Origin of the sequence: Spiroplasma kunkelii CR2-3x (genome assembly GCF_001274875.1) — a bacterium.
Lineage (GTDB): Bacteria > Bacillota_I > Bacilli_A > Mycoplasmatales > Mycoplasmataceae > Spiroplasma > Spiroplasma kunkelii.
The window spans coordinates 1,419,590-1,443,790 of the sequence record NZ_CP010899.1 but is presented as its reverse complement, the minus strand read 5'-3'; the positions used below and the strand labels follow the sequence as shown (position 1 = coordinate 1,443,790).

25 protein-coding genes are annotated in these 24,201 nt (G+C 22.3%); 11 read left to right on the top strand and 14 right to left on the bottom strand.

The window, feature by feature from the left end:
• The first annotated feature begins 23 nt into the window (after window positions 1-23).
• The 9 genes from rpsF (at window position 24) to SKUN_RS11080 (ending at window position 3,702) form a co-directional block, all read left to right on the top strand.
• Window positions 24-473, top strand: coding sequence for a 30S ribosomal protein S6 (gene rpsF, locus SKUN_RS07775; RefSeq protein WP_053391546.1), 450 nt, complete (start codon window positions 24-26; stop codon window positions 471-473).
• A gap of 23 nt (window positions 474-496) precedes the next feature.
• Entirely contained in the window at window positions 497-937 is a 441-nt protein-coding gene (locus SKUN_RS07770; protein WP_053391545.1) for a single-stranded DNA-binding protein, read from the top strand.
• Window positions 938-955: 18 nt separating this feature from the next.
• On the top strand, window positions 956-1,180 hold the full coding sequence (rpsR, locus tag SKUN_RS07765; protein WP_053391544.1) for a 30S ribosomal protein S18: 225 nt from the start codon (window positions 956-958) through the stop codon (window positions 1,178-1,180).
• 272 nt (window positions 1,181-1,452) lie between these two features.
• Window positions 1,453-1,602: a hypothetical protein gene (locus tag SKUN_RS11105; protein ID WP_235511123.1), complete on the top strand. Its 150-nt coding sequence runs from the start codon at window positions 1,453-1,455 to the stop codon at window positions 1,600-1,602.
• A 60-nt stretch (window positions 1,603-1,662) separates the two neighbouring features.
• Window positions 1,663-1,935, top strand: a complete 273-nt coding sequence (locus tag SKUN_RS11100) for a hypothetical protein (RefSeq protein ID WP_235511121.1) — start codon at window positions 1,663-1,665, stop codon at window positions 1,933-1,935.
• A gap of 29 nt (window positions 1,936-1,964) precedes the next feature.
• A complete protein-coding gene (locus SKUN_RS11095) occupies window positions 1,965-2,285 on the top strand; it encodes a hypothetical protein (protein WP_235511114.1) in 321 nt (106 codons plus the stop codon).
• Entirely contained in the window at window positions 2,221-2,637 is a 417-nt protein-coding gene (locus tag SKUN_RS11090; RefSeq protein ID WP_235511107.1) for a hypothetical protein, read from the top strand. The genes SKUN_RS11095 and SKUN_RS11090 overlap by 65 nt, the downstream gene beginning before the upstream one ends.
• The gene (locus SKUN_RS11085) at window positions 2,552-3,190 is read left to right on the top strand and encodes a hypothetical protein (RefSeq protein ID WP_235511106.1); all 639 of its coding nucleotides are present in this window, start codon (window positions 2,552-2,554) and stop codon (window positions 3,188-3,190) included. The genes SKUN_RS11090 and SKUN_RS11085 overlap by 86 nt, the downstream gene beginning before the upstream one ends.
• Before the next feature lie 221 nt (window positions 3,191-3,411).
• Entirely contained in the window at window positions 3,412-3,702 is a 291-nt protein-coding gene (locus tag SKUN_RS11080; protein WP_235511104.1) for a cation:dicarboxylate symporter family transporter, read from the top strand.
• On the opposite strand, the gene SKUN_RS11075 is transcribed toward SKUN_RS11080, so the two are convergent.
• The gene (locus SKUN_RS11075) at window positions 3,678-3,893 is read right to left on the bottom strand and encodes a hypothetical protein (RefSeq protein ID WP_235511102.1); all 216 of its coding nucleotides are present in this window, start codon (window positions 3,891-3,893) and stop codon (window positions 3,678-3,680) included. The genes SKUN_RS11080 and SKUN_RS11075 overlap by 25 nt on opposite strands.
• Between SKUN_RS11075 and SKUN_RS11505 the strand changes: the two genes are divergently transcribed.
• Both SKUN_RS11505 and SKUN_RS11070 read left to right on the top strand, forming a co-directional pair.
• Window positions 3,893-4,018 carry a hypothetical protein gene (locus tag SKUN_RS11505; RefSeq protein WP_268794837.1) on the top strand — a complete coding sequence of 42 codons (126 nt, stop codon included), beginning with the start codon at window positions 3,893-3,895 and terminating at the stop codon, window positions 4,016-4,018. The two genes, SKUN_RS11075 and SKUN_RS11505, sit on opposite strands and share 1 nt — an antisense overlap.
• Window positions 4,019-4,051: 33 nt before the next feature.
• Window positions 4,052-4,312, top strand: a complete 261-nt coding sequence (locus SKUN_RS11070; protein WP_327196298.1) for a cation:dicarboxylate symporter family transporter — start codon at window positions 4,052-4,054, stop codon at window positions 4,310-4,312.
• Between the two features lie 330 nt (window positions 4,313-4,642).
• Here the strand turns inward: SKUN_RS11070 and SKUN_RS07750 are convergent, their stop codons facing one another.
• From SKUN_RS07750 to SKUN_RS07685, 13 genes are all read right to left on the bottom strand, one after another.
• On the bottom strand, window positions 4,643-6,034 hold the full coding sequence (locus SKUN_RS07750) for an Mbov_0401 family ICE element transposase-like protein (protein WP_053391543.1): 1,392 nt from the start codon (window positions 6,032-6,034) through the stop codon (window positions 4,643-4,645).
• Between the two features lie 411 nt (window positions 6,035-6,445).
• A complete protein-coding gene (locus SKUN_RS07745) occupies window positions 6,446-8,950 on the bottom strand; it encodes an AAA domain-containing protein (protein ID WP_053391542.1) in 2,505 nt (834 codons plus the stop codon).
• A 462-nt stretch (window positions 8,951-9,412) separates the two neighbouring features.
• A complete protein-coding gene (locus SKUN_RS07740) occupies window positions 9,413-10,360 on the bottom strand; it encodes a type IV secretory system conjugative DNA transfer family protein (protein ID WP_327196297.1) in 948 nt (315 codons plus the stop codon).
• Between the two features lie 18 nt (window positions 10,361-10,378).
• Window positions 10,379-11,464: a type IV secretory system conjugative DNA transfer family protein gene (locus SKUN_RS07735; protein ID WP_053391540.1), complete on the bottom strand. Its 1,086-nt coding sequence runs from the start codon at window positions 11,462-11,464 to the stop codon at window positions 10,379-10,381.
• Between the two features lie 4 nt (window positions 11,465-11,468).
• Window positions 11,469-12,650: a plasmid recombination protein gene (locus SKUN_RS07730; protein ID WP_053391539.1), complete on the bottom strand. Its 1,182-nt coding sequence runs from the start codon at window positions 12,648-12,650 to the stop codon at window positions 11,469-11,471.
• A gap of 130 nt (window positions 12,651-12,780) precedes the next feature.
• Window positions 12,781-13,170, bottom strand: a complete 390-nt coding sequence (locus SKUN_RS07725) for a hypothetical protein (RefSeq protein ID WP_053391538.1) — start codon at window positions 13,168-13,170, stop codon at window positions 12,781-12,783.
• Between the two features lie 17 nt (window positions 13,171-13,187).
• The gene (locus SKUN_RS07720) at window positions 13,188-13,691 is read right to left on the bottom strand and encodes an ECF transporter S component (RefSeq protein WP_053391537.1); all 504 of its coding nucleotides are present in this window, start codon (window positions 13,689-13,691) and stop codon (window positions 13,188-13,190) included.
• A 3-nt stretch (window positions 13,692-13,694) separates the two neighbouring features.
• The gene (locus SKUN_RS07715; protein ID WP_053391536.1) at window positions 13,695-14,423 is read right to left on the bottom strand and encodes a DNA-methyltransferase; all 729 of its coding nucleotides are present in this window, start codon (window positions 14,421-14,423) and stop codon (window positions 13,695-13,697) included.
• A gap of 106 nt (window positions 14,424-14,529) precedes the next feature.
• Window positions 14,530-17,193, bottom strand: coding sequence for an Mbov_0397 family ICE element conjugal transfer ATPase (locus tag SKUN_RS07710; protein WP_053391535.1), 2,664 nt, complete (start codon window positions 17,191-17,193; stop codon window positions 14,530-14,532).
• Window positions 17,194-17,271: 78 nt separating this feature from the next.
• Window positions 17,272-20,787, bottom strand: coding sequence for a hypothetical protein (locus tag SKUN_RS07705; RefSeq protein ID WP_053391534.1), 3,516 nt, complete (start codon window positions 20,785-20,787; stop codon window positions 17,272-17,274).
• A gap of 585 nt (window positions 20,788-21,372) precedes the next feature.
• A complete protein-coding gene (locus tag SKUN_RS07695; RefSeq protein WP_053391532.1) occupies window positions 21,373-22,353 on the bottom strand; it encodes a hypothetical protein in 981 nt (326 codons plus the stop codon).
• 90 nt (window positions 22,354-22,443) lie between these two features.
• A complete protein-coding gene (locus tag SKUN_RS07690; RefSeq protein WP_053391531.1) occupies window positions 22,444-23,280 on the bottom strand; it encodes a hypothetical protein in 837 nt (278 codons plus the stop codon).
• Complete coding sequence (locus tag SKUN_RS07685; RefSeq protein WP_053391530.1) at window positions 23,273-24,181, bottom strand: ABC transporter ATP-binding protein; 909 nt, start codon at window positions 24,179-24,181, stop codon at window positions 23,273-23,275. The genes SKUN_RS07690 and SKUN_RS07685 overlap by 8 nt, the downstream gene beginning before the upstream one ends.
• Window positions 24,182-24,201: the final 20 nt, after the last annotated feature.

Sequence of the window (24,201 nt, the reverse complement as noted above, 5' to 3'; positions counted from 1 at the left end):
TAGACCAAAAGGAGGAAAATAAAATGCGTAAATATGAAATTATGTATATATTAAATCCCGAAGCAACTAATTTGGATGAATTAGAAAGTAAATTACACCAAATTTTAGAAGCTAATGGGGGAAAAATAGAAGAACACGGAAAATGAGGAATTAAAGATTTAGTATATCCGATTAAAAAGAAAACAAAAGGATATTATGGAGTATTAATTGTTAATACAACATCAAAAAACATTGATGAATTTGTTCGAATTAGTCATATTGAACAAGATGTATTACGAATTTTAGTAATTAATACAGAAAAAGAAAAAGGATATATTCAATCAACTGTTTATGCAAAAACAGAAGTTAAGAATGATAAGCCAGACCGTGATCGTAGACCAGGAAATAAAAAAACTGATTATAAACGTCATGAACAACGTTCAGAATTTGAATATGCAAAACCAGAAAATACACCAACTGAAACAAAAGAATAAAAAATTAGGAGTGTGCAAGAGTTATGTTAAACCGAGTTTCATTAGTAGGAAGACTAACCCGTGATTTAGAATTAAAAAATTCTGTTAATGGTAAACCATTTGTTGCTTTTACATTAGCAGTAAATAATATTTTTAATAACCAAGCTTCGTTTATTCCTTGTTTTGCTTGGAATAAAACGGCAGAAAATATGGTCCGTTATTTAAAAAAAGGATCATTAATTGCTTTAGATGGACGTTTACAAACGAGAAGTGATAATGTTAATGGTCAAGTTACAACAATTGTTCAAGTAATTGCTGATATGGTTTCTTTTTTAGATTCAAAAGGTGCTAGTGCTGCTACTAATATTGGTGGTTTATCAATGCCAATTTCTAATGATTTTTCTAACACAACTTTTGAACAACCAGAACCACAAGATGATAATAATATTACTTTTAATGGTGATGATGCAATTTTATGAGATTAAAAAGAAAGGAAAAAGAAAATGAATCCAAAATTTAAACGTTTTAAAAAAGAATGTTATTTTACAAAAAATAAAATAACATACATTGATTATAAAGATATTGAATTATTGAAAAAATTTATTTCTGGTAATGGGCAAATTTTGCCAAAACGAGTAACAGGAACAACTGCTAAAAATCAAAGAATGTTAGCAACAGCAATTAAAAGAGCTCGTCAAATGGCTTTATTACCATTTGTTATTGATTAAAAAATACTTACTTTTGTGAGTATTTTTTCTTTTTTCGTGTATAATTAATGTTATATATCATAGGCAGTAAAAAAAGTTAAGGGATGACATTATGAAACAAAATCCAAGATTTATTAATGTTTTCAGAACAGAGGCAAAAGAAAAAATAGCAAAAAATTAACTACAAATAATCAAATAATTAAGTATATGCTAATTTTATTTGTGCCTTTTTGTATGGTTTTATTTGTTGCTGAGCTTTTTGAAATCCATTAACAAAAATTGGTAATATTCCTATGGCAATTGTTGACAATGATAGACCACCTTGTATCGCCTATGTTGTTCAGAAACAACGAACTGATGAAAATAACTTATTAACTTCGCCAAATGTTGGATATTTTAATTCTGACACATTAGCAGTTTGTCAAGAAAAAGCACAAGAATAATTTGATAATAATAAAAATATTGATAAAGATCTTTATAAATTGCAATATCGTTATGATAGCATGGTGAATTTATCTGTTACAAATAATAAATTTTATAATGTTAATACAAAAGCATTAAAATTAGACCAAAATGGTATGACCATTAAATTAAATTATTTGCATGTTGATGAAACTATATTTAAACCAGCTGATAAATATTCGGCTCAATTGCAAGTTAATAGTGATTTTATAGAAAATATTTTTAAATTAATGCGTGCTATTGGTAATCATAGTCCAACAGAAGTTATTAAAACTTTAGAATATTTAATAGAAAACATTCCTCAGTTTTGATAAACATATAAACAAAATTTTTAGTTGGACAAGTGTTATATACATTTACTCAAATTAAAACTGCTTTGGTTCATTCTACCTTACCAGAGGTATTAGGTACTTCAATGTTCTGAGCTTTTGCGCGATGAGATGAATTAACTAATACATATTATTTAACTGGTTGTAATTTTAGCAATTATTTAGAAAAAATTTTATTAATTATTGGTCCTAATACTTCAATTGGAAAAGTAATCTTAGACTATGTTGAAAAAAATCATCCACAATATTATGAAATTGTTAAAAAAAACATTGGAAGTAATTGAAAGCAAAGGGAAACAATTTATTGATGGCTTTGTTCGTGAGATTTTTCCTAATTTGAATGAACATATAACTTGACCAAAATATAGTGCAAGAGCACAACAAGTAATTTGTGATTTAGCAAATTTAAATTCATCAATTTTTCAAGTTCCAGCTCATATTCAAGGTTACCAATATTGTAAATATGGAATTGGTTTAGGAGAATTTTTTATAGCGATTTCAATGTTAGTTGGTGTTTTAATGCAAACATTTATTTTTGATCGTACTTGTCGAACAAAACAAGCTTGTTGATATCAACACTATTTTTTCAAAATTGTTACTAATGTTAATTACAACAGTACTTCAAACTACAATTCTTGAATTTTCATTAGCGGCATTGGGTTACAGTCGCAGTCGCTTGGGAATTAGTTTTTGTTTATTGTATGCCCGATTATTATTTTGTAGTATTACTTTTACAATCATTGAACATGTAATATGATTTGCTCCTAGTGATAGGGATGTTGGAAAATATTTAATTTTTATTTATTTAATTTTAAATTTAACGACAGGTTGGGGAACTTTCCTAACCTTTATGCAAGGAACATTCTTCCATTTTATTTCGTTTATTACACCGTTTAAATATGCAATTCATGGAATGGAAAATATTATTTATAGTATTGGGACAGGTGAAGGTTCTTTAGTACAATATCAAACGGAAATTTTACAAAATGATGACATTTTATTAATTTGAATTCCAATTTTATTAATAATTAGTTTAGGACTAACTTATTTATGATGGCAAAAAGAATTATATGGAACTTTCAAATTGAAAGTTTTACAAACTGTTTTATTTGAAAGAAAAATTCCAATTCAGAAAAATATTAATTTTACTTTAAGAAGAGTATCAAATCAAGAAGTTGAAGAAATAAAAAAAACAAATTTTAATTGATCAACAAAATATTTTTGAAAAGCAGCAACTTAAAAAGATTGATAAAATGCAAGCAAAATTTTAAGCAACAAAAGATCCAAAATATTTATATCTAATTAAAAAAAATAAAGAAAAAACTTTTACTGTTGAAGTAGAACAAACGGACTGGTATAGATCCAGAGATTCTAGATCCAAATAATCCGGATAAAACTGTTCCAAATAATATTTATGTTTTATAAGTACATAAGTTTTCAATTTGAGTTAATTTATTTAGAATGATTTTCTTAAATGCAATTTTATTAATGACTGTTCCTGTTGTATTCTTAGCAATTGCAAGAGCTGTTTCAAAACCAGAAAAAGATGAATCTTCACGAAGAGGAACAATTATTACAATTACTATTTTATTATTAAATGTTGCAGCAATGTTTATTATTACATTATTTATTGGGATTGCATTTAATATTGGTAGTGGATTTATAATTTCCGGAAGTGGGAATTATGAAAAAGATGTATCAAAGCCATTGCCAAAAATTATTTGGAATTATGTTCTGTTTAATTTTATATAATCATTTCTTTTAGCAATAATTATTCCCGTAATAGTAATGGCTGGTTTAATTGGGTTAGCTGTTAAAAAATTAACTAAGCGACATCCAGAAGATATGGAAAAGATTCGTGATGGTTTTGACCGTTGATGAACAGTTATTGTGTCATGTTTAATGTTTTTTATTAAATTAATGCGATATCCTGGTAATGTCAATGATAACTTATGCTATTATTTCACGACCAATTGGATACTTAGCACACATTGGAATTATTGTTGGAGTTGGTTATTTATGTTTAATTATTGTTTTAATTTGGAATTCATTATTATTAACATTATAAGGAGTAAATCCATTTAAATGATGGAATTTTGCTATCAAACCGGTAATTCAGGGTTTTACAACTCAATCTTATAATGTAACCTTACCGGTAAAAATGGAAGTTTTAAAAGATGATATAAAAGTAAAAGAGAATCTTGTTGGAATATTTGCTCCTTTAACTACAACAATGGGGTTAACTGCTTGTACACCTGCACAATCAGGAATTATTGTTTCTTTTATTTCAACAGCTGGTTTATATTATTTAACTGTTGCTAATTTCTTTATTGTTTTATTGAAGATATTGCACATTTATTAGCAAATGCTATTAGCAATTGCACATTTATTAGAAAATGATTTAGAAAAAATGAATTAAAATTAAAACAAATACCAAAGTAACAGAACTTGTTGTTGAAAATAATAAGGTAACAAAAATTAAATTATCATCGATGGCATAAATTATTCGGTTGATGATATCTTATTCTAATAAATATTTATCTACTAAAATAGAATTCCTAAGAAAAAGATAAATTTATCTTTTTTAATTAATTTAATCATAACATAAAAGTAATAATTTACAATACAAAAAATAATAATTCGCAAATTATTTAATAAATTTATTTTAAATTATTGATTTTTACTTTAAATTTTAGACAAAACCTTGTGCTTGGTGAGCAACATTTTTATTTATTAAAAATTGCTGATTATGTTTATCTTCATTTTTAAAATAATAATTATATTCTTTTTCATTTTTTTTGTTTAATTTATTAAGATAAAACTCAATTAAATTAACACCATTTTCTTTTGCCATTTTTATTGCAATCATATTTTTAAAAACTTTTTCACTATATGATTTAGCACCATATCCTTTTAATCATTTTACATTATGCGAAATTTGTGGTTCAGTACAAGACCCCATATATCAATCCTCTTTATAAACTTTAATACCCTCAGAATTATTTTTGATATATTTAATGAAATCTTTGATTTTATCTTTTTTATCTTTTAATAATGGATATTCTTTAATATTTTTTCTTGTAATTAATTTTTTTAAATATTTTATTGCTTCATCAGGATCGCCATTTTTAAATAATTTATTCATATCTCAATAAATTTGTTTTCTTATTTTTTCATTATCGGTTAAATTTTTAGTAAGTTTTCTTCTTCGATAAGGAAATATTGTTTTTAATTCTTTCATTAAATGAAATTGATCTAAAATAAAAATTGCACCAATTTCATTAGCAAATTTTTGGATTCATTTTGCTCCATCACCTGCTAGAGTTAACTTACAATTTTCAATATTAAAATTTTGATTTAAAAAATGTAAAAATTCTTTTTTATATTTTTTAATAAGATAGTATTTATTTTTTACTGATTTCATAACAATAAAAATTTTTTTATCTTTTAGAACATTTTTATTTTTAGTGCTTTTTATTTCATCATACCCAGTATGAAAATATGCTGTTCTAAACATATTTTTTTCTATTTTTTTATATTTTGTTAAATTACTAAAAGAATCGTCAACTCCAGCATACAAATATGGTGTTTGGACAATTATTTTTTCAGTCTTTGTTTTTAATTGTTCTTTAAATAATTTAGCAAAATCAACCTCTTTATTAATGTTTGTGATTGTCATCTTAGATATATTTAATTTTGGGTACATATCCATAATATCTCTTTGTCTTTTAGCACTATCCATTAATTTTCAAATTGCTATTTTAACACTTAAAATAATTGTTTGATTATTTTTTAAACCAATTTTTTTATTTAATAAAGTTGTTGTTTTAAATTTATTTTCTTTTTTATCATAATAACGAAATCTAGAAGCTTTAATTATAATATTGCCAAAGGGAGTTTTCATCATTTTATTCTTTTTTCCTCACAAAATATAACCATTTTGGCCATTACGGTTTTGCTTCCTTAATTCTTGATCAAGTTTTTCATATTTTTCTTTTAATTTTTGTTTTCCTATTAAATTAACATCAATATTTATTTCTTCAACAAAGTTTATATCTTTAAAACTATTAAAAACATTTAACATATGCTTATATTCCTTTTAAATCATTGCATGATAGTAAAATTTTATACTGCTTAAAATAATTTGTCAGCAGTTTTATTACATTATTTATTGTTAGAAAAATAAAGAAATTAAGTAATTTTTTTTCTTGTTTTATTAAAAATAAAAATTTTATTTCTAAAAAATCTAAAAAATAGTTTTCATATATTTTTTTAATAAATTGTGTATTTTTATATTTATTTTATATTAGTCTCTTAGACACTTCTTACATTACCTAATTAATTGTTGTAAATATTATTTTATATTTTCAAAAAATGCTTATTTTAAAATTTTATTTGATTAGTTAAATTTTAAATTTTTATTATTTTGTAGGTAATGCAAAAGGCGTCTAATATATAAAAGTAGTTTAATTTTTAAATTTTTTTAATTTACAATTTACACAATTAAATTCTTTAATTCATTAATTATTTTATCTTCACCATTAATTGAAATTGTTTTAATTCTATAAATTTTAATTCCATTTTTTTCAAGTGCTTTATCTTTAACTTTATCTCTTCATAATTGAATTGATTTATTATGTTGTTGACCATCAACTTCAATTGCTATTATTGGTTTTTTTGAAATTTTATTAAAAATTAAAAAATCTAAATGTGACCAAGGATGATTAATAAATTGTTTTTCTCTATCATTAAATCCTTCTTGATTTTTAACAACCAATTTTAAATTGTAATGCTTTATATATTTAATATCTATAATTTGATTTATTAATTTATCTAAAATTTTTGAAAATATATATTCTGATGTTTCTCCAATAAATCCATTAAATTTTTTTTCTTGTGTTTCTATTTCATAATTACTAGAAGATAATGCAGCAAAAACACCGATTGTCTGTTTAAAGAAAGTTTTTCCTTTATATAAAACATTAATATAATTAATTAGCCTTGTAATATCATTGTTTTTATTAGTTTCACAAATTCTTTTATTAACTACAACAACAAGCTCATCTTTAGCACGTGATACAGCAACATTTACCAAATTAGAATTTGCTGAAAATTCTAAATTTGAAACTTTATCTTGCGTTATACAATAAATAATCTTTTTTTTATCTCTTCCTTGAAATTTATGAACTGTATTAATTTCAATATCTTTTGCAATTGATAAAATTAAATTTTTAATTTTCTTTGATTGTTCTGCATAAGGAGAAATAACACCAATATCATTATAATTATATTTATTTTCTTGTTCTAATAAATTAGAAACAATATGAGCCTCAGATTCTGAAACTCAACTTCTATTTTGTCTAATAGCTCCAGAATTTGATTCAACTTCAATAACGCTCATTGCTTCATAATTATCTGGATATAAATTATATGTCATTGGGATTAATTTATTTTCATAATAAATTTCATTACAAAAATTAATAATATCAGGATGACAACGATAATGTTCTTGAAGTATAACATTGAGAACCCGATTACCAAATAATGAAGAAATTGCATTAATTGGATTATTATTACTAATTAATAATTCTTTATTATGTGGTTGAATTTGACTTTCTAATAATTTTTTATCAATTCTTTTAAAGTTTTCATCATCGATTTGTTTTAATTGTTTTAGATCACCAACAATAATTATGTTTCTTGCTCTTGCCATTGCTGGTAAACAACTTAAAAAAGTTGCTTGAGAAGCTTCATCAATAATCAAATAGTCAACTGTTTTATAACTTAAATTTGAATAAGTACCAATAGAAGTTATTGTACTCAATAAGAATGGTGCATAATTAAAAATATAAGATGATAATGATTGAATTTTTTCTTTATTATTTAATTCAACAATTAAATTTTGTTTTATTTTTATATTTTCAAATCTATCCTTAATTTTTTGATTTAACTTATTCATTGATATTTTTTTAATATTTTTAATAATATCGTCATAATTTTGATCATTAAGTTTATTTTGTAGTTGATAAATAGAATTTATAGTTTTTTTTAAATTAAGTTCTGCAAGTTTATAATTAAACCATTCATTTAAATGAGTTTGTCCTAATTCATTTAAATTTTTAACTTTAATTTTAAAACTTATTTTTAAAAAAAATCTTTGAAAAAAACTTATTTTTTCTTTTTTAAATATTTTATTTTTAACTAATTTCAATTTTTGAATTTTATTTTCATTTAATATTTTTTTTATTTTTTTAGAATAAGTAATTTTAGAAATATCCATATTCAAAGATTGTAAAAAATAAAGTAAATTATTAAATTCTTTCTTTTGTTTTTGTTCTTCGTTTTTTAGTATATTCAATTCATTAAAATCTTTTAATAAATTAATATTTTCTGCAATATTAATTTCAGATAATGAATTAATTTTAATATTATTAATATAGTTATTTTTTAGGATTTCTCAAGAATCAAGAAATTTATTTTTAGATTTATTTATATTGTCACTATTCCCAGCAAATGTACAAAGAAAATCAAGTTTCATTTCTTTTAACTTATCATAAATGTTTTTGACAGCTTCATTATTATTTGAAACAACTGCAACAGTTTTGTTTTTATTTTCTAATAAAATATTAAATAAAATATTAATAATTGTTTGAGTTTTACCAGTTCCAGGAGGGCCTTGAATTATAGAAAAGCTATTTTTATAAATGTTTTTGACAGCTTCATATTGACTTAAATTAATACCAACAGGAAAAATTAAATCTTTTTTTAAATTTTTATCTTGATCTAAGCTATTTGAAAATATTTTATAAAGTATAGTTTGTTTAAAAAAACTAGCATTTATTTCATTTTTTAACTTTGAAATTAAACCATATTTGTCATTTAAAAAATCATCACTTAATACTTTGAAAAATAACTTTTCTTCTTCATTTTTATAATAATTTGATAACATATTTATAAAATTTTTAAAATATTTATAATTTTTTAAAAAAATATCATTCATTATTAAATTAACCTCCATTAAATATGAATTAATACATAATTCATATGAATTTTTTTTTAGATTATATCATATACAATATGGAAACTGATATTGTTAAATAATTATATAGTTCTTATAAAATTTTAGATAATTATTATTTAATTAATCAATTAAACTTTGTTTTATTTTTGTTAGATAAAGATAGAAAAATTAAGAAATCTTCTTTACTTTTTTTCTCTTATTTTTTCTATTTATCAAATAACTTTATTGTTTTTTATCATTTAGGTAGAGTTTCCCTTAGGTGTGGTTTAGTTAATCACTTGCGACTACTCTTCTGCCCCATGTAGTACTAATTTAATTATAGTTGATTAACCTTACAGATATCCTCCCACTTCGTTTATTTTTTAGTGTTCCAGCTTGACCACTTTGTGAAATCTTACTATTTATAAAAAATAATTATTCCTTTTCAGAATAATTATTGGTTTATTGTCTTTTGATTAATTCTATTTCAAGGTTTTTGATTTTTTGTAAAAGTAAATTTATCATTGTTTTATTTTGAATAGATTTGTAATTTGTATTTTCATACTCTCTTAATTGCATTTTTAAATTATTAATATTTGTCTTAATTTCTGTTGTTGTTAAATTGACAAATTCATTAATTTCATTTTCTTTTATTTCTTTTTTGTTATTTTTAATATCATAAAAATATTCTTTATTAAAATTTATATAATTAATTTCTTTTAATTGAAATATGTTTGTTTTTTCTAATAAATTTAAATCTTTTCATAGTTTTAAATTTATTTTCATTGGATTATAACGTGCTATTTTAACAATTCCTTGTCCTTGTTTTAAATTTGCTAACTCACTAGTTAACATTAACGGATGACTTTTTAAATTTTTTGAAACACTAATATTCCTTTTGCTTTCATTAATACTAATTTGTTCGATTGTTTTTGTACCAAATAATTCGCTATAATACTTAATTGTTTCTAAATCATTAGTATGTAAGAAAATATGCATCCCACAGTTATTTAAAATAATTTTTGATATTGTATCACCATAATTTAATTTTAATTGGTTAATATCTTGTAAAATAAATTCAAAAAAAATGTTTCTACTACGCGAAATACTAACTCATTTTTCAATGTTGTTTATTTTTGTTAAATTAGCAAATTCATCTAATATAAAATATACTGGTTTTTCTAATTTTTGTTCGATTGTTTCACTTGCTTTATTTGTTAAAAATTGATAAATTTGACTAATTAATATTGCTATTAATTTATAGTAATTATCATTTTCGTCACTAAATATGATGTACAGAACTGTTGGATATTTGATAAAATCATTGTAATTAATATCATTTTGTGATGTTAAATTACGAATAAAATCGTTATTAAATATTTCTAAACTTTTTGCCACAGTCATTAAAATAGCATCTAGTGTTCGATTTTATTTACTATCAATTAAAACTTGACTTGCTGTTATTTTGGCAATACTGTTATTTTTCCGATTATTAAGTCATTCAACTAAATCTTTTTTAAGACTAGCAACGCCAGCGACCGAAGCCATATTAAATTTGTTTAAAAATAATTTTTGGTTCAAAATTTCTTCGATTTCTTTTGTTAAATTATTTTTAATTATTTTATCTTCATAATCTTCTAATATTGCCAAAATAATTCCTTGAATAATCATACTTGCTGAATCATTCCAAAATTCATCTTCAATATTTTTGTTAATTAACATACGACTAAGTGATCTAATTTTATCTTGATACTTTATTTTTCACTTTATTTTATCTTTTTCATTATCTGTTATGATCATTTTAATAAAGTCATCATAAATTAATTTTAATGGATTTCAAGTATTTCCTTTCTTTAAATTACGAAAATCAATAACTTTTATTTTATAACCATTTTCTGCTAAAAATCCACTAGTTAAATTATATAATTCTCCCTTGGGGTCGGTTATGATCATAGTTGGTTTTGCGGTTGATTTTCCGTTTAAATAAATTGTTGGTAATACTATTCCTTGTGTTTTTCCGCTTCCTGTTGAACCAACAATAACACTATGAATATTATTTTTTAAGTTAAAAAATAAATCTTTTTTGTTTTTATTACAGTTAAAAACAAAACCAGTATTTTTATAATTATCTTTGATATTAACTTTATCACTAATATTATCAATTTCTTTTATACTTAATCATTTACTATCCCCAAAATCTATTTTATCGGTTGATTTGATTGCCGTTTCTTTACCTTTCACTTTACTAAATAAAACAAAATAAAAAAACCAGCAATAAAAACCTAAACTTAACCCAAGTGTTATTAATAATCCGTATTTATTTTTAATTATATAACTTCATCAGAATAATATTTTAAATTGCTTAATTTCATTGATAAATATTGTCATTTCTTTTCAATTAATAAAAATTGAATAACCCATTCCAAATAATGTTAAACAAAAAATAAAAATAATTGGAACAAAACATAAACCAATCAATAAACTTATTTTTTTCTTTTTAATTTTATTTCACATATTTTTATAACTCTCTTTCTATACTACTCACTAAATCATAACCTTTTTGCATAATAGGATTAATTTTAAAAACCATTTCATTAAATTCTTGTTCAATTAAACTCATATTTTTAAAATCTAATTCTTTTGTACTAGGAATGGTGGTGATAATTTTGTAATATTTCATTTTTTCTGCTAAATCTAAATATTTAGTTAATTGGTTTATTTCATAATCTGTAAAATTATTTTCATATCTTAAATATTGTTTAATTTCATAAATTAAACTATCATAATCATCATTAATACTTTTAATTTTGTTAAATTCTTTAATATTGTCTTTGGTAGACTTGTATTGATCAAATAGATTATTAATTTCATTTTCTAATTTATTTCGTTCAAATTCTTTAACTTCTCGAAAATTCATTGCATTATAACTACCTTTACCACCAATTTCACCAGGTTCTATTTCATAACCTGCTTTTGTTAAATAATTAGCATGGTAATTATTGAATTTTTGTAGTTGTTTTTTACCTCCAAAAATACGATTATTACTAATTATGTATCTTTCTTCATTAAGTTTTTTTGAAAAAACTTTACTAATTGGAATAAAACCAAAATGAATATGGGGTGTTGTTTCATCCATGTGAACTGCTGAATACAAATATCCCATATCTGTTTTAAGATTATTTTTCATTCATTGTTTCATAAAATTTATTTCAATATTAGCTCATTCATTTAATTTATGATAATTTATACTTTCAGGAATTAATTGTCCCATTTTGCGCTTATCCGTTTTTTTATCTCATACTTGAATATCTGTAAATTGACATATTCCCATTTTTTCAAATCATTCTTGTCTTGTTGCTGGCAAAACAATTTCTATATAAGTATTATGTTTATTACAAAACTCTTTAAAAGCTGATTTTTGTGCTTCACTATATTTTTGTTGTTGCTTATTTCAATCTTCTTCTATATTTTTTAATAATTCAAATCTTTTATTATTTGTTAACTGAAAACCTTTGTCATTGCTAATTTTTGCTTTTGTATCACCAACATAATAAAAATTATATTTTTTAAATTCAGGATTAACATTTTCAGGTATTCCGATTCTAAAATTATGTCTTATTAGTTTATTAACACTTTTACTACTATATTTTTTAAAAGTTGCAATTGGTGGTGATGACCTAAATTTATATTCTTTTTCCATCTTTTTATCCTCCTTTTTTGGAAATTTTTACCTTTTAAAATTTATTAAATTTAGAAAGCCAAAATGCTTGCTCATCATACATTTTGGCTTTGTCAAAATATTTCAAAAATTTCATTTTTATTTTGTCTAATTAATAATCTTTTTTTGGAAATTTATTACTATTAAAATATTTTAAATTTTCTTGGTATATTTGTTTTTGTTCTGCTTTTTTAATTAAAACTTGCTTATTCATTTCTAATAAAAAAGGGTGCAGTTTTTCTCAATTAGCCTCACCCTCAATTTTTCCATCTTTATTTTTAATATAAAAGTTTTGATTTTTAAAAATTGTAATAAAACAATAATCTTTGTTATATTGTAATTTAAAATATTTGCTATTTATATTAATGCTTGCATAAGGATACAATAAATTTTTTATCCTTAACTCAATTCATTTATTACCTTTAATATCATAATAAGGTTTTGTTAAAATTAAATTATTTGTCATAACTTGATAACTTATATATTTTTCTGTTTCTTTCATTTTGATAGTTCCTTTCTCTAAAAAATTATTTTTAATCTTTTTTTAATTTTTAATGTTATAAAATAGAAAATTGGTAAACATATTGTGTTCATAATTAATATTCCGATAATTATTTGTTCTATATTTAAAACACCAAGATTTAATCAAAAAAGAACAAAATCAATCGGAAGATAAATAATTATGTTTGCTAATAAAATAAGAATAATTTTAATACTATGATTTATTTTTATTCAATTAATTAGTTTAATTAAAACTGCTAATAAACCTGTCCCAATATTTCAGCATAATGATCCCAAAGTAAAACTTCATAATGTTAAATCTGATAAAAAATGTCCCATAATTCCAATTAATAAACACCAATATCAATTTAAAATAATTCTACTTATAAAAATAGGAATTAAAAATAATGGAATTGATGTTCTTGGAATAATTTGGATTCGCATAGTTTGCGATAATACAACCATCATTGCAATTAAAACAGCAATATAATTTATCTTTTTGATTAATTGAAAGTTATTCATTTTTTAAAAATTTAATTTAAGTTGTATTTTCTTTAATCGCTTTTGTACCATTGCAAAGTAATTATTATTTATTTCACAACCTAATCATTTTCGATTTAATTGTTCACAAGCAATCGCTGTTGTACCACCGCCCATAAAACAATCTAAAATTAAATCATTTTCTTTGCTATGTTTTTTAATTAAATCGTAAAATATATTTAGTGGTTTTTCTGTTGGGTGTTCTGTTATTTTGTGTCCGATTGGAAAATTAAAAATTGTTTTTTTACTTTCATAATTATTTTTATAATTAGGAATTTTATGTTTTTTAGAATAAATTATCATACAATATTCTTTATCTTGCAAAATAAAATTATTAGTTGGCATTGGATTTGTTTTTTCTCAAAAATAAAAATCAAAATTCATATTATTTTTATAAACTCAATCTAAATAATCTTTAATTTGTCATCTATTCATTCAAATTAACATAAATTTAGTTTTTGAAATTCGGTAAAACTCATCTAAATAAGTACTTATATCAAATGAATTATGCAAATTATTATCATAGATAGCATTAATATACTTATTTATACTTTTTGATATATTATTTTCATTTATTTGCTCGTTTTTTCTTTTTGGCAAATTATATAAATAGGGTGGATCAGTTAAAATTAAATCAACGCTATTATTTTCTAAACTTTTAATAAAAGTTAATGCGTCACCATTTATTAATTTTCCTAAATTTGTTTTTAACATTTTTATCCTTCTTTTTTGAATTTTTTTGTTGTTTTTTACTAAAAAAGCAAAAATTTAACAAAATTCTTCATAAAAATTAAAAAAACAAGTAAATTTACTTGTTTTTTTAATTATCTTTTTTTCCAAATCCTTCTTTTTCTTTTTTGTTTGATTGAATTTCAATCCGATATCTTTCAAATCCAGAAACAAAAAATAACCCTTGTCCTTTTACACTACGAGCAATATAATCTTTTTCTGCTGATGTTAATCCGCCATAACTTTTATATAAATTAATAACTTTTTCTAAGTCGTTAGGTTTTAACCCCATAATAAATGAATATTGACTATTATTAATAATTGCTGTGGTTTTCTTTAAAACAGTTTCATTTTCTACAAAATCAGCGATGTTTTGTGTTGCCACAACCAAAGCACCATTATATTTTCTAATTCGCTTTGTCATTTGATACATAAAATTTAAGGCAACTGGATTATCTTTATCGATTGCTAAATGAGCCTCATCAACAATTATTACAATTTCATTATTATCTTTAAAACGATTTTCTTTTACTTCTTTTTTAATAATATTTAGCATTAAAATTAATTGTGCTGCGTTTGTTTTTTTGTCATCTAAATCAAACAAATTATAAACATCATAAACAATAAAGTTATTATTAAATTTTATTGTTGTGTGACCATTTCAAAGTGCTTGATATTTTCCATCATTTAAAAAATCAGTTGCTATTAAATCTATAAATTCTTTTAAAAGTTGATTTTCATTGTTCTTATATTCTTTTTCTAATAAATAATAAAAATCATTCATAATTGGAAAATCATTATTATTAATTTTATTAATGTCAATATTATTTGTAATTTTAAATTGATGATATAATAATTTCAAATACTTTGTTAATAAATTAATTTCTCGCCCGTTAAAATCAGGATAAAGCGTTTTGAATCATTGTTCTAAAAATCGTAAATGATTTGATAGGGGCGAGGAATTGGTATTTTCTAATTCATCAATAAAGTTATTATCTAAAATTTGTAAAGGGTTTATTTTTCCTATCGAAGCATCTCCTGCATCAATTCAATTTCCATCATAATATTTACATAATTCTTGGTATTCACGCTCAGGGTCAATAACAATAACTTTTCGTCCCATCTTGATATGGTGATTTATTATTTTTTTTAACAAATATGTTTTTCCCATTCCTGATGCACCAATTATAAACATATTATGGTTTGTTCTTTTACTTGTAATTTTAAATTGATCTCACAATACAACATTTCCCATATTATTTGTTCCTAATCACATTCCTTGTTTATCATATAATCCACTATCAATAAACGGAAATGATGCTGCTAAGGTACTTGTTGGCATTTCTCGGCCATATTTTTTTATTATAACCTTATTGTTATAGGGTATAAAACCTTTTAAACCATTAAATTGTTGATATCACAATGGATTAGGTTTAATATCCATTTCTTTTAGTGCTTTTGTTAATCGTGTTTGTGCCTGTGATAATGTTTTTTTATTTGTTCCATAATTTAAAAATAAAATATTAACATTTTTTAATAATTCACCATCACCATTAACCTCATCAATTAAATGATAGTATGTTTCTAATTCATAGTTATTTTCATTTGTATTAACATATGATTTTGTCATTACTTGTCTTGTTTGGGTTGTTTGAATAGCGCTATTGATTGCTTTTTTTGTTTCATCATAATTTAAAGGATTTATATTTCAAATAATAGTTTGCTCATTTGAAAATAAACATGCTCCTCATAAATCATTAATAAATAAAGGGTAGTCCTGAATAGTATTAATTGAATAATATAAATCATTTGCTATAAAATAATTTTTTTTAATATTTAGGTATTTAAATTGCAATAATTTTGCTAAATTATCTTTATTTTTATTAAAATTTGTTTTATTTAATGGTTTTTCATACGGGTTTCACATTAATTTTAAGATTTTTGTTATTTCGTAATTAGATAAAGTATTGCAATTAATTTTTCCTTTATATAATTTATCTTCTAAAAATAATATTTTTTCATTTAAATCTTTTTGACTATTTCCATATACAAAAATAAAAAAACATTTTTCAGTTTTAATTTCATCGTTTATTTTAATTAATTCTTTTTTTAAAAAAGTAATATTATTTTTAATTTGTTTTGTAATTTTTACAAATTGATTAAAACTAATTTCTTTGTTTTTATAACGAATTTGCGTTTTATTAATTTGTTTTTGTAAATATTTAATGTTATCATCAAAATTTAATGGTAATTCTAACTTTAAAAAAGTTATTGGAAAATTAGAAAATTTAATAACTTCTTGCAAATCTCGTAATCTTAATATTTGCTCTTCGCTACTTAATAAAGTGATATCGAATCCCTTTATTTTAATTGCTCCAATTAAAGTCTTTTTTAAAGTACCTTTTAAAATTCCGTGTGTTGCAATATAATTATCATTAATAACTTTATTATATGGCACTAGTAAAGTTGTTTTATTTTTACTGTATTTCTTACAACTAAATAAATAATTAATTTTATAATATAAATATTGTCATCCTTTTAAATTAGTTTTTTTATTTGTAATAATTAGCGGTAAACTAATTAAAATCATTATTGATGATGCTAATAATTTTATTCATAGTTTTCATTGAAAACCAAAGATAAACAAAATTGTTAATCCAACTCAAACAGCAATTATCAAAACATCTGTTATTGTTATATTGCGTCAAAAGCGATATTTGGCATCTTTTAATTTTTTTGGTATTACATTTTTCATATTTTGCACCTCTTTCTTTGAAATAAAAAATGGCATTTAAAATGCCATTTTAAAAACTATTTTATTTATTATATTTTTTTATTTATATATAATAAAATAACTTTTCATATCTAATTTAACCCTTAAAACGCGTTTTAAGGGTATTTGAATAAAAAAATAAACCGATATTTTATCTTTTTTTGCCTTCTTTATCGCTTTTATTTTTTTCAACTTTTTACCCCCAATTTTTTTATTAAATTGGTTTTTCAAAATAATTCAGGTTATAAAACCACCAACTATCCCACAACTAATAAAAGTCATAAAAAACAAATTAACTGGTTTTTGCAAAAACTTTTTTCATCCTGTTTCATTATTCTCATTAAGATTGGGGTCTGGTAGTTTATTTGGTTTTTCTGGTTTATTAGGATTATTATTCTCTCCATTCCCATTATTTTCGTTATTTCCATTTGGTTTATTAGGAGCGTTAGGTATTATTCCCTCTGTTGAGGGAATTTCATTCGGTTTGTTGGGGGCATTTTCTGTTATTGGGTTGTTTATTAATTTATATGAAACATTTCCAACTGCTTTTAAACTATTATCCAAAGCATAAATAGTAATTTTTAACTCGCTATATTTATTTTCTTGAATTTTTTTCATAAATTCTTGTAATTCATTATCATTAATATTAATCTTTTGGCCATTTAATCCTTGTAATGATATTTGATAATCAATGTCTTGTTTTAAGATTTCATCTAATTTATTAATTTTAAAACCTTGCTTAATATATTCCATAATATAATTATTAAAAATATAATCTTTTGTTTTATCTTTAAAATTATATTCTTGATTTTGATATTTAATTTTACTTAAATCAATAACTTTATTTTCATCATAATTTAAGTTATTAATAACTTTAAATTGGTTTGTTTCACCAATTAACAACATTGATGTATTTAGTGCTTTGATTTTTAGCATTATTTCTTTTGTTTGTTCTTGTTGATTAGTTATTAATTGGTTTAAATCATCATCAGTTAATTTCTGTCATTGGCTATTTTTATATATTTGAATAATATAATCTTTATTTATTGTTGCTAATAAACTAAGTTTATTTATTTCTTTTCAAACAAAGTTTTCAATTTTATTTCTAATAGTTTTCATATCTTTGGCATTCATTTTCAAAGCACTAATATTTAAATCATTTAGTGATTTAAAATTATTGATGCTTTCATTAACTGCTAAATGATTGCGAATATCTGAAACATAATCTCGTCAATATGATAAAACTGCTTCATAAGTTAATTTTGATAAATCATTATCTGAATTTCACTTTTTATAGTTAATCATATAATTTTTTAAATGTTTTCCTTGTATTGTGTTTCAAAAATCATTAGCGTTTTTGCTATCAACTGAATTTAAAAAATATCCATAATTTGAACTTTTATTTTTATCAACATAAATGAATTTGTGTTGATAAAATGGTGTTTGTGTATTTCCGTTTAAATCATTAAAACGTTTTTGTTGAATAATAAAATGAAACCACCCAGCACTAGTATTAACATCTCCCGTTTTGTTTTTTTCTAATTGATAGCCATTTTCAAATTTAGTCTCTAAATTTTCATTCGATAAATAACGAATAACTTTTTCAATATTTTCATTATTGTAAAAGTTTTCAAATCCTGCTCCAACTGCACTTGCCTCTGCTAAATAACCAATATCGTAATCATTAATATTGCTACTTTTTATTAAATTTCCATCTCTGTCAACTGGATCTAACGGAAATGGAGTGTTAGAATGATGGTGAATTCATATTAATTGTTTTTTTGTCCCTGTTTCTTTATTAACTTCTTGATCATAATTAAGGTTTTTAATTGTTTTATTTTCATTACTGGGATCTTTGATAAATTCACTTGTTAGTTTTTCATAGTCGATATTTTTTGACCCTCATCCCATTAATTTTAATTGTAATGATGGGGTAATTGTTTCAATTAAAATTGTTAACTTAAAATTACCACCAACATCTCCCTCAATTTTAGGGTTTGCTCGGTGGATAATTTCAATTTCATATTTATTAACTTTTTCTTTATCATCAAAAGTATATGTGTATAAACCATTAACAGCGTTTAAATTAACCCCATTTATTTTAACAATATCATAATCGGGATCATTGTTATTTTCTTTTGGTTCGATGTATTGAAAAAATGTTGTTGTATGATATTTTATTATTCCTTTATTATATTTATTTTCCTTTCCCTCACCGTTATTGATAACTTCTTCGATATAATTAATCATTGTAACCCCATTTTCATCACTAATTTTTCCTGGTGTTATTAAAATTCGTTCTTGTAATTTACTTTTTCAATATTTCGCACTTAATGAAAAATTGAGTTTTGTTTTAAAAACTCAATTTTCTCATTGTTCTGTTAAATGATTAAAAATATTAAAACTTGTTTTAAGATAATAATTATTATTTTCCGTTATTAAGGCGTAATTAGGTTTAATAAGTTTTTTTCATTCCGTTATGTTTTCATTTTTTCCTAAAATACTAAATATTTTATTATCTAAGATATTTTTAATTGCATTTCAATTACTTTCATCTAAAATATTGGTTGATGTATCACTTTGATAAATAATTGTATGTTTTAATTCATTTTCTATTCTATTTTTAGCATTAGCAATATTATAATCACTATCAAAATTTAGTAGCGTTTTAAATTCCCACATTTCATAATTGCCACTTTGATTATTATGGATGTTAATTATTGTTTTTATAAAATAACCATTATTGCTTTTTTCTAACTGATAATTTGGGTTTAAAAATTCAATTCATCCCTGGGTATCATTATTATCATTTAGTGCTTTTTTGATTTTGTTATCTACTTGTGTTTTAATTTGCTTTCAATTATGTGAACTTTGTGGATTATTATCAATATTAGAATAATAATTAATTTCTTTATTTAATTCACTTGTTAATTTACTTTTCATCTCATTAAAACTAAAACTTGTATTAAAAATTAGTTCATTAACTTTTAATCATGTTTTAGCTCATGTATTGCTTGAATTTCATCCGTTTTTTGCTCGTGCATAAACTAGAAAATCAACTTTAATTTGATTATTTTCTAATTGATATCTTACATCTGCTCAACCTCACTCTTCATTTTGAGTATAACCTTGATAGTGATAAAAAAGTCGCGTTGCTTTTGCCGTGCTACTTATTTGATTTAGATTGATATAGTGATAAGCGTTATAATCTACCTTAGCCGCCTGATTATGATCAACATAACCCTCAAAATCTATTTTGATCTGTTTGTATTTATTTTTAAAATCATTTCAACTACTAGCATAATCCAGTATATTAACATAATAATATGATGATTCTACTTTTTCTGTATAATCACCACCCCAAACCCCACCTGTTTCGGCATAAATATCATCATTTCAATTAATATTTTTTATAAAACTTGGGGATGTTGGATTAAAACTTTTCTTTATATTTTTGCTGATAGCTTGTTCTTGTTTTGTGATTGAAAAAATATCATTGATGGATGATTTGACAATAAGTGGTTCACTTACACCAATCAACGATGTTAATAAACATGATAATATATTTTTTTTCATAGTATATAGTCTCCTTTCTGGTTTAAAAATATTTTATAAATGTTAGAATATAAAAAATGGAGAACAATAAATATATGAATGCATGATTAGTTTTATTTCTTCCTTAATTACAATTATTATAATTTGGTTTAAATACTTTATTAAGAAACAAAACCTAAAATAATTTCTATAATAGCAAAAAGAAAAAATAATAATGACACAATTAATAAAATAAGTATTTTTTCCCACTTTTTTCTTTTTTAATAACAATAAATCCACTTATTATTTGTGATATAATAGTTATCATAAATAATATAAATATTGTTATAAGTTCAATTTTTCAGTTCAATAAATTATTATTTTCTATTTTAATTTTTTTTTCATTTTATTTCAAACTTGGATATATTAATCCAAACCATAATCCAATTACAAACAAAAATAACACAAAACAACTTATACTAACATATAATATTATTCGACAAGTTTTTTTGTATTTCGTTAACTCAATTTGTTTTTTCATTTTTTGCAATTTAATACCAAGAAATTTTCATAAACAACCAAATAAACCTATTACGGCTATTGTTCCCATCATTCCGATTATTGTGTTTAACATCATTTACACTTCCTTTCTTTATCTCTTATTTGTGGTAAATAACTTGTAAAGTATTCGTTTCAAAATTCTCATATTTTTGTTTGCATACTTTGTTTTGTTAATAACCAATATGCAAATCCCTCTGCCAATAACTCGTCATCATCACTCAAACCATAATTGCTATTGGCAAATATCTTTAACACTTTTTCTTTGTCTAATTCTGCGAATTTATTTAAGTTATTAATTTTCTGTCCTAAAAATTGTTTTAAATAAAAAATATGATTGATTTTAAATGTTTCTCAATCATAAAAATAAAAGATATGTCCTAATTCGTGGATTAAAATATGGAAAAAGTTATTGCTTGTAAATTGTCCTTTTTGTCATTCACTATTTATTGTTTGTTTAAAGACACAAGATAAAATCTTTTTGTTTATTAAAATAGTTTGGTAATTATTTGTTTGTCCTAAGACATTAGTATCACCATCAATGATATTTTTAATTTCTATTTTTCGTAAAATTTCATTGATATTTGTTTTATTTCAAATACTAGCAACAAAATTATAAAACAATAAAATAAGTTGTTTTAAATTATCTTGGTATTTTTGACAAATATTATTAAGTAAATTTTGTCAGTAATTTTGTTGTTCTATTTTTAAATATTCTTGTAATTGTTGATAAGTACTAAATTCTGTTTTAAATTTAATTTCTAAATTAATATCTGCTTTGCTTAAAAAAGCATCTGTTAAATTTTTGATTATATCTGTTTTATATTGATTAAAGAAAGTTCCTTTATAACCTCGCTGTTGCATTAAAACGGAGTGGGGCAAGTACATTTTTTCTAAATCAATATTTGTTTCTAAATTAACTTTTAAAACATTTTCTAAATTAGGATATAAATGTGCTTTATTATTTGCAATATTACAACAACTAATCAAATTTACTGTGTTTGTACATAAAAACGAAAATATTGCTAAAAAAATAAGTAATTTTTTCATACATTTTTATTTTTCCTTTCTATTTTAACAAAAAAATAGTAATTAACTAAAATTACTATTTTTTATTTTGTTTTTAATTTTTTAAATAAATTATAGTGATAAACTTTTTTTAATAAAAATTCAATTTCCTAAGCTAAATAAACCAGTTCCTAAAACAAACATAGTTGGTAATTGTCAACAAAAATCTAAACTTTTAGGTTGTAATGGTTTAGCAATAATAATATTTAAACTACTATTTGGTAAATCAGCAAAATTTAATGCTGAATTAAAAAATGAAATAATTGTTAAAAATTTAAAATATTTTAATTTTTCTAAACCTGAGTTTGAAGTGCCTAAAGTTTTTCCAATAAAAGATAAAATACCAAATAATAAAAACAATATTGAAATAAGTGATAATAATGAAATAGATAGTGCAGAATTATCAAAATAACAAGAAATAACTCAAACAATAAAAGATCATAATATCCATAAAAATAAAAATGAAAAACTTGTAAGAACTAAATTTATTTGATTTTGTTGATTAAAATCTTTGTAAACCAGAGAAAATAAAATTAATTGTAAAAATAAAGAACCAACATTTAAAATTATAATTGACGAAATTAATGTAAAAATTTTTGAGTTTAAAACTGTTTTTCTTGACATAGGCAATACTAATCAACAAGCAAAATAACCTTCTTTAATTTCTTTTGTTAATAAAATATGAGTTGTAATTATTGAATATGGAAAAATCATAATAAGACCACAACCATAACCATACATAATAAAACTAACAAAAGCAGCAGCTGAAACTGTTTTAATATTAGTAGCTGGACTAAAATATTTTACAGTTCCTGGCAGAATTGTTAATAAAAAAAACAAAATAGATCATATAATTAAAATTATTTTTATATTTTTAAACTGTAATTTTACAAATTTTAAATTAATCATTAAAACTTACCTCTTTTTCATAAAATTTAATAAAATGTTGTTCTAAATTAAATGGTAATTCCTTAAAATATTCTAGTTGATAATCTGTTATTTCTTTTAAAAAATTATTTATATTATTTTGACTGATTTCAACTTTTATTATTTTTGTTACTTTATTAGTATCAATTATTTTTCATTTTTTATTTATAAAATTATCATAATCATTAATAGTTATAAATTTTAATTCATAAATTTTATCAGCATTATTTTTAAGTTCTTTAATATTAGTTTCTGATACAATTTTACCTTTTTTAATAATTGCTACTTTATCACAAGTATTATCAATTTCACTAAAAATATGGGAACTCATAAAAATGGTTGTCTCTTCTTTTTGTAAATTTTTAATTAATGTATCAAATTTTTGTTGCATTAAAGGGTCTAATCCTGAAGTTGGTTCATCTAAAATTAATACTTTTGGCTTATGCATAAAAGCACTAATTATAGCTACTTTTTGTTTCATTCCTTTTGACATTTTTTTAATTTTCTGTTTAGAATCAAAATCAAAATATTCAATTAGTTTTTCTACATATTTCCAATCAACATTCCCTCTAATTTCAGAAATTGTTTTTAAATAACTAATTCCTGTCATATATTTTGGTAAATTAACTTCACCAGATAAATAGCCTAAATCTTTCATAATATTTTTAGTATCTTTTCACACATCATAACCTAAAATAGTACCTGTACCATTATCCGATTTAATAAATCCCACCATTTGACGAATAACAGTTGTTTTACCAGCACCATTGGGACCAAGAAATCCATAAACTTCTCCTTTTTTAACTGCTATATTAATATTAAAACAACCAATATTATTAGGGTTATATTTCTTTGTAATATTTTTTAATGATATTATTTCCATATTTCTCATTCCTATCTATT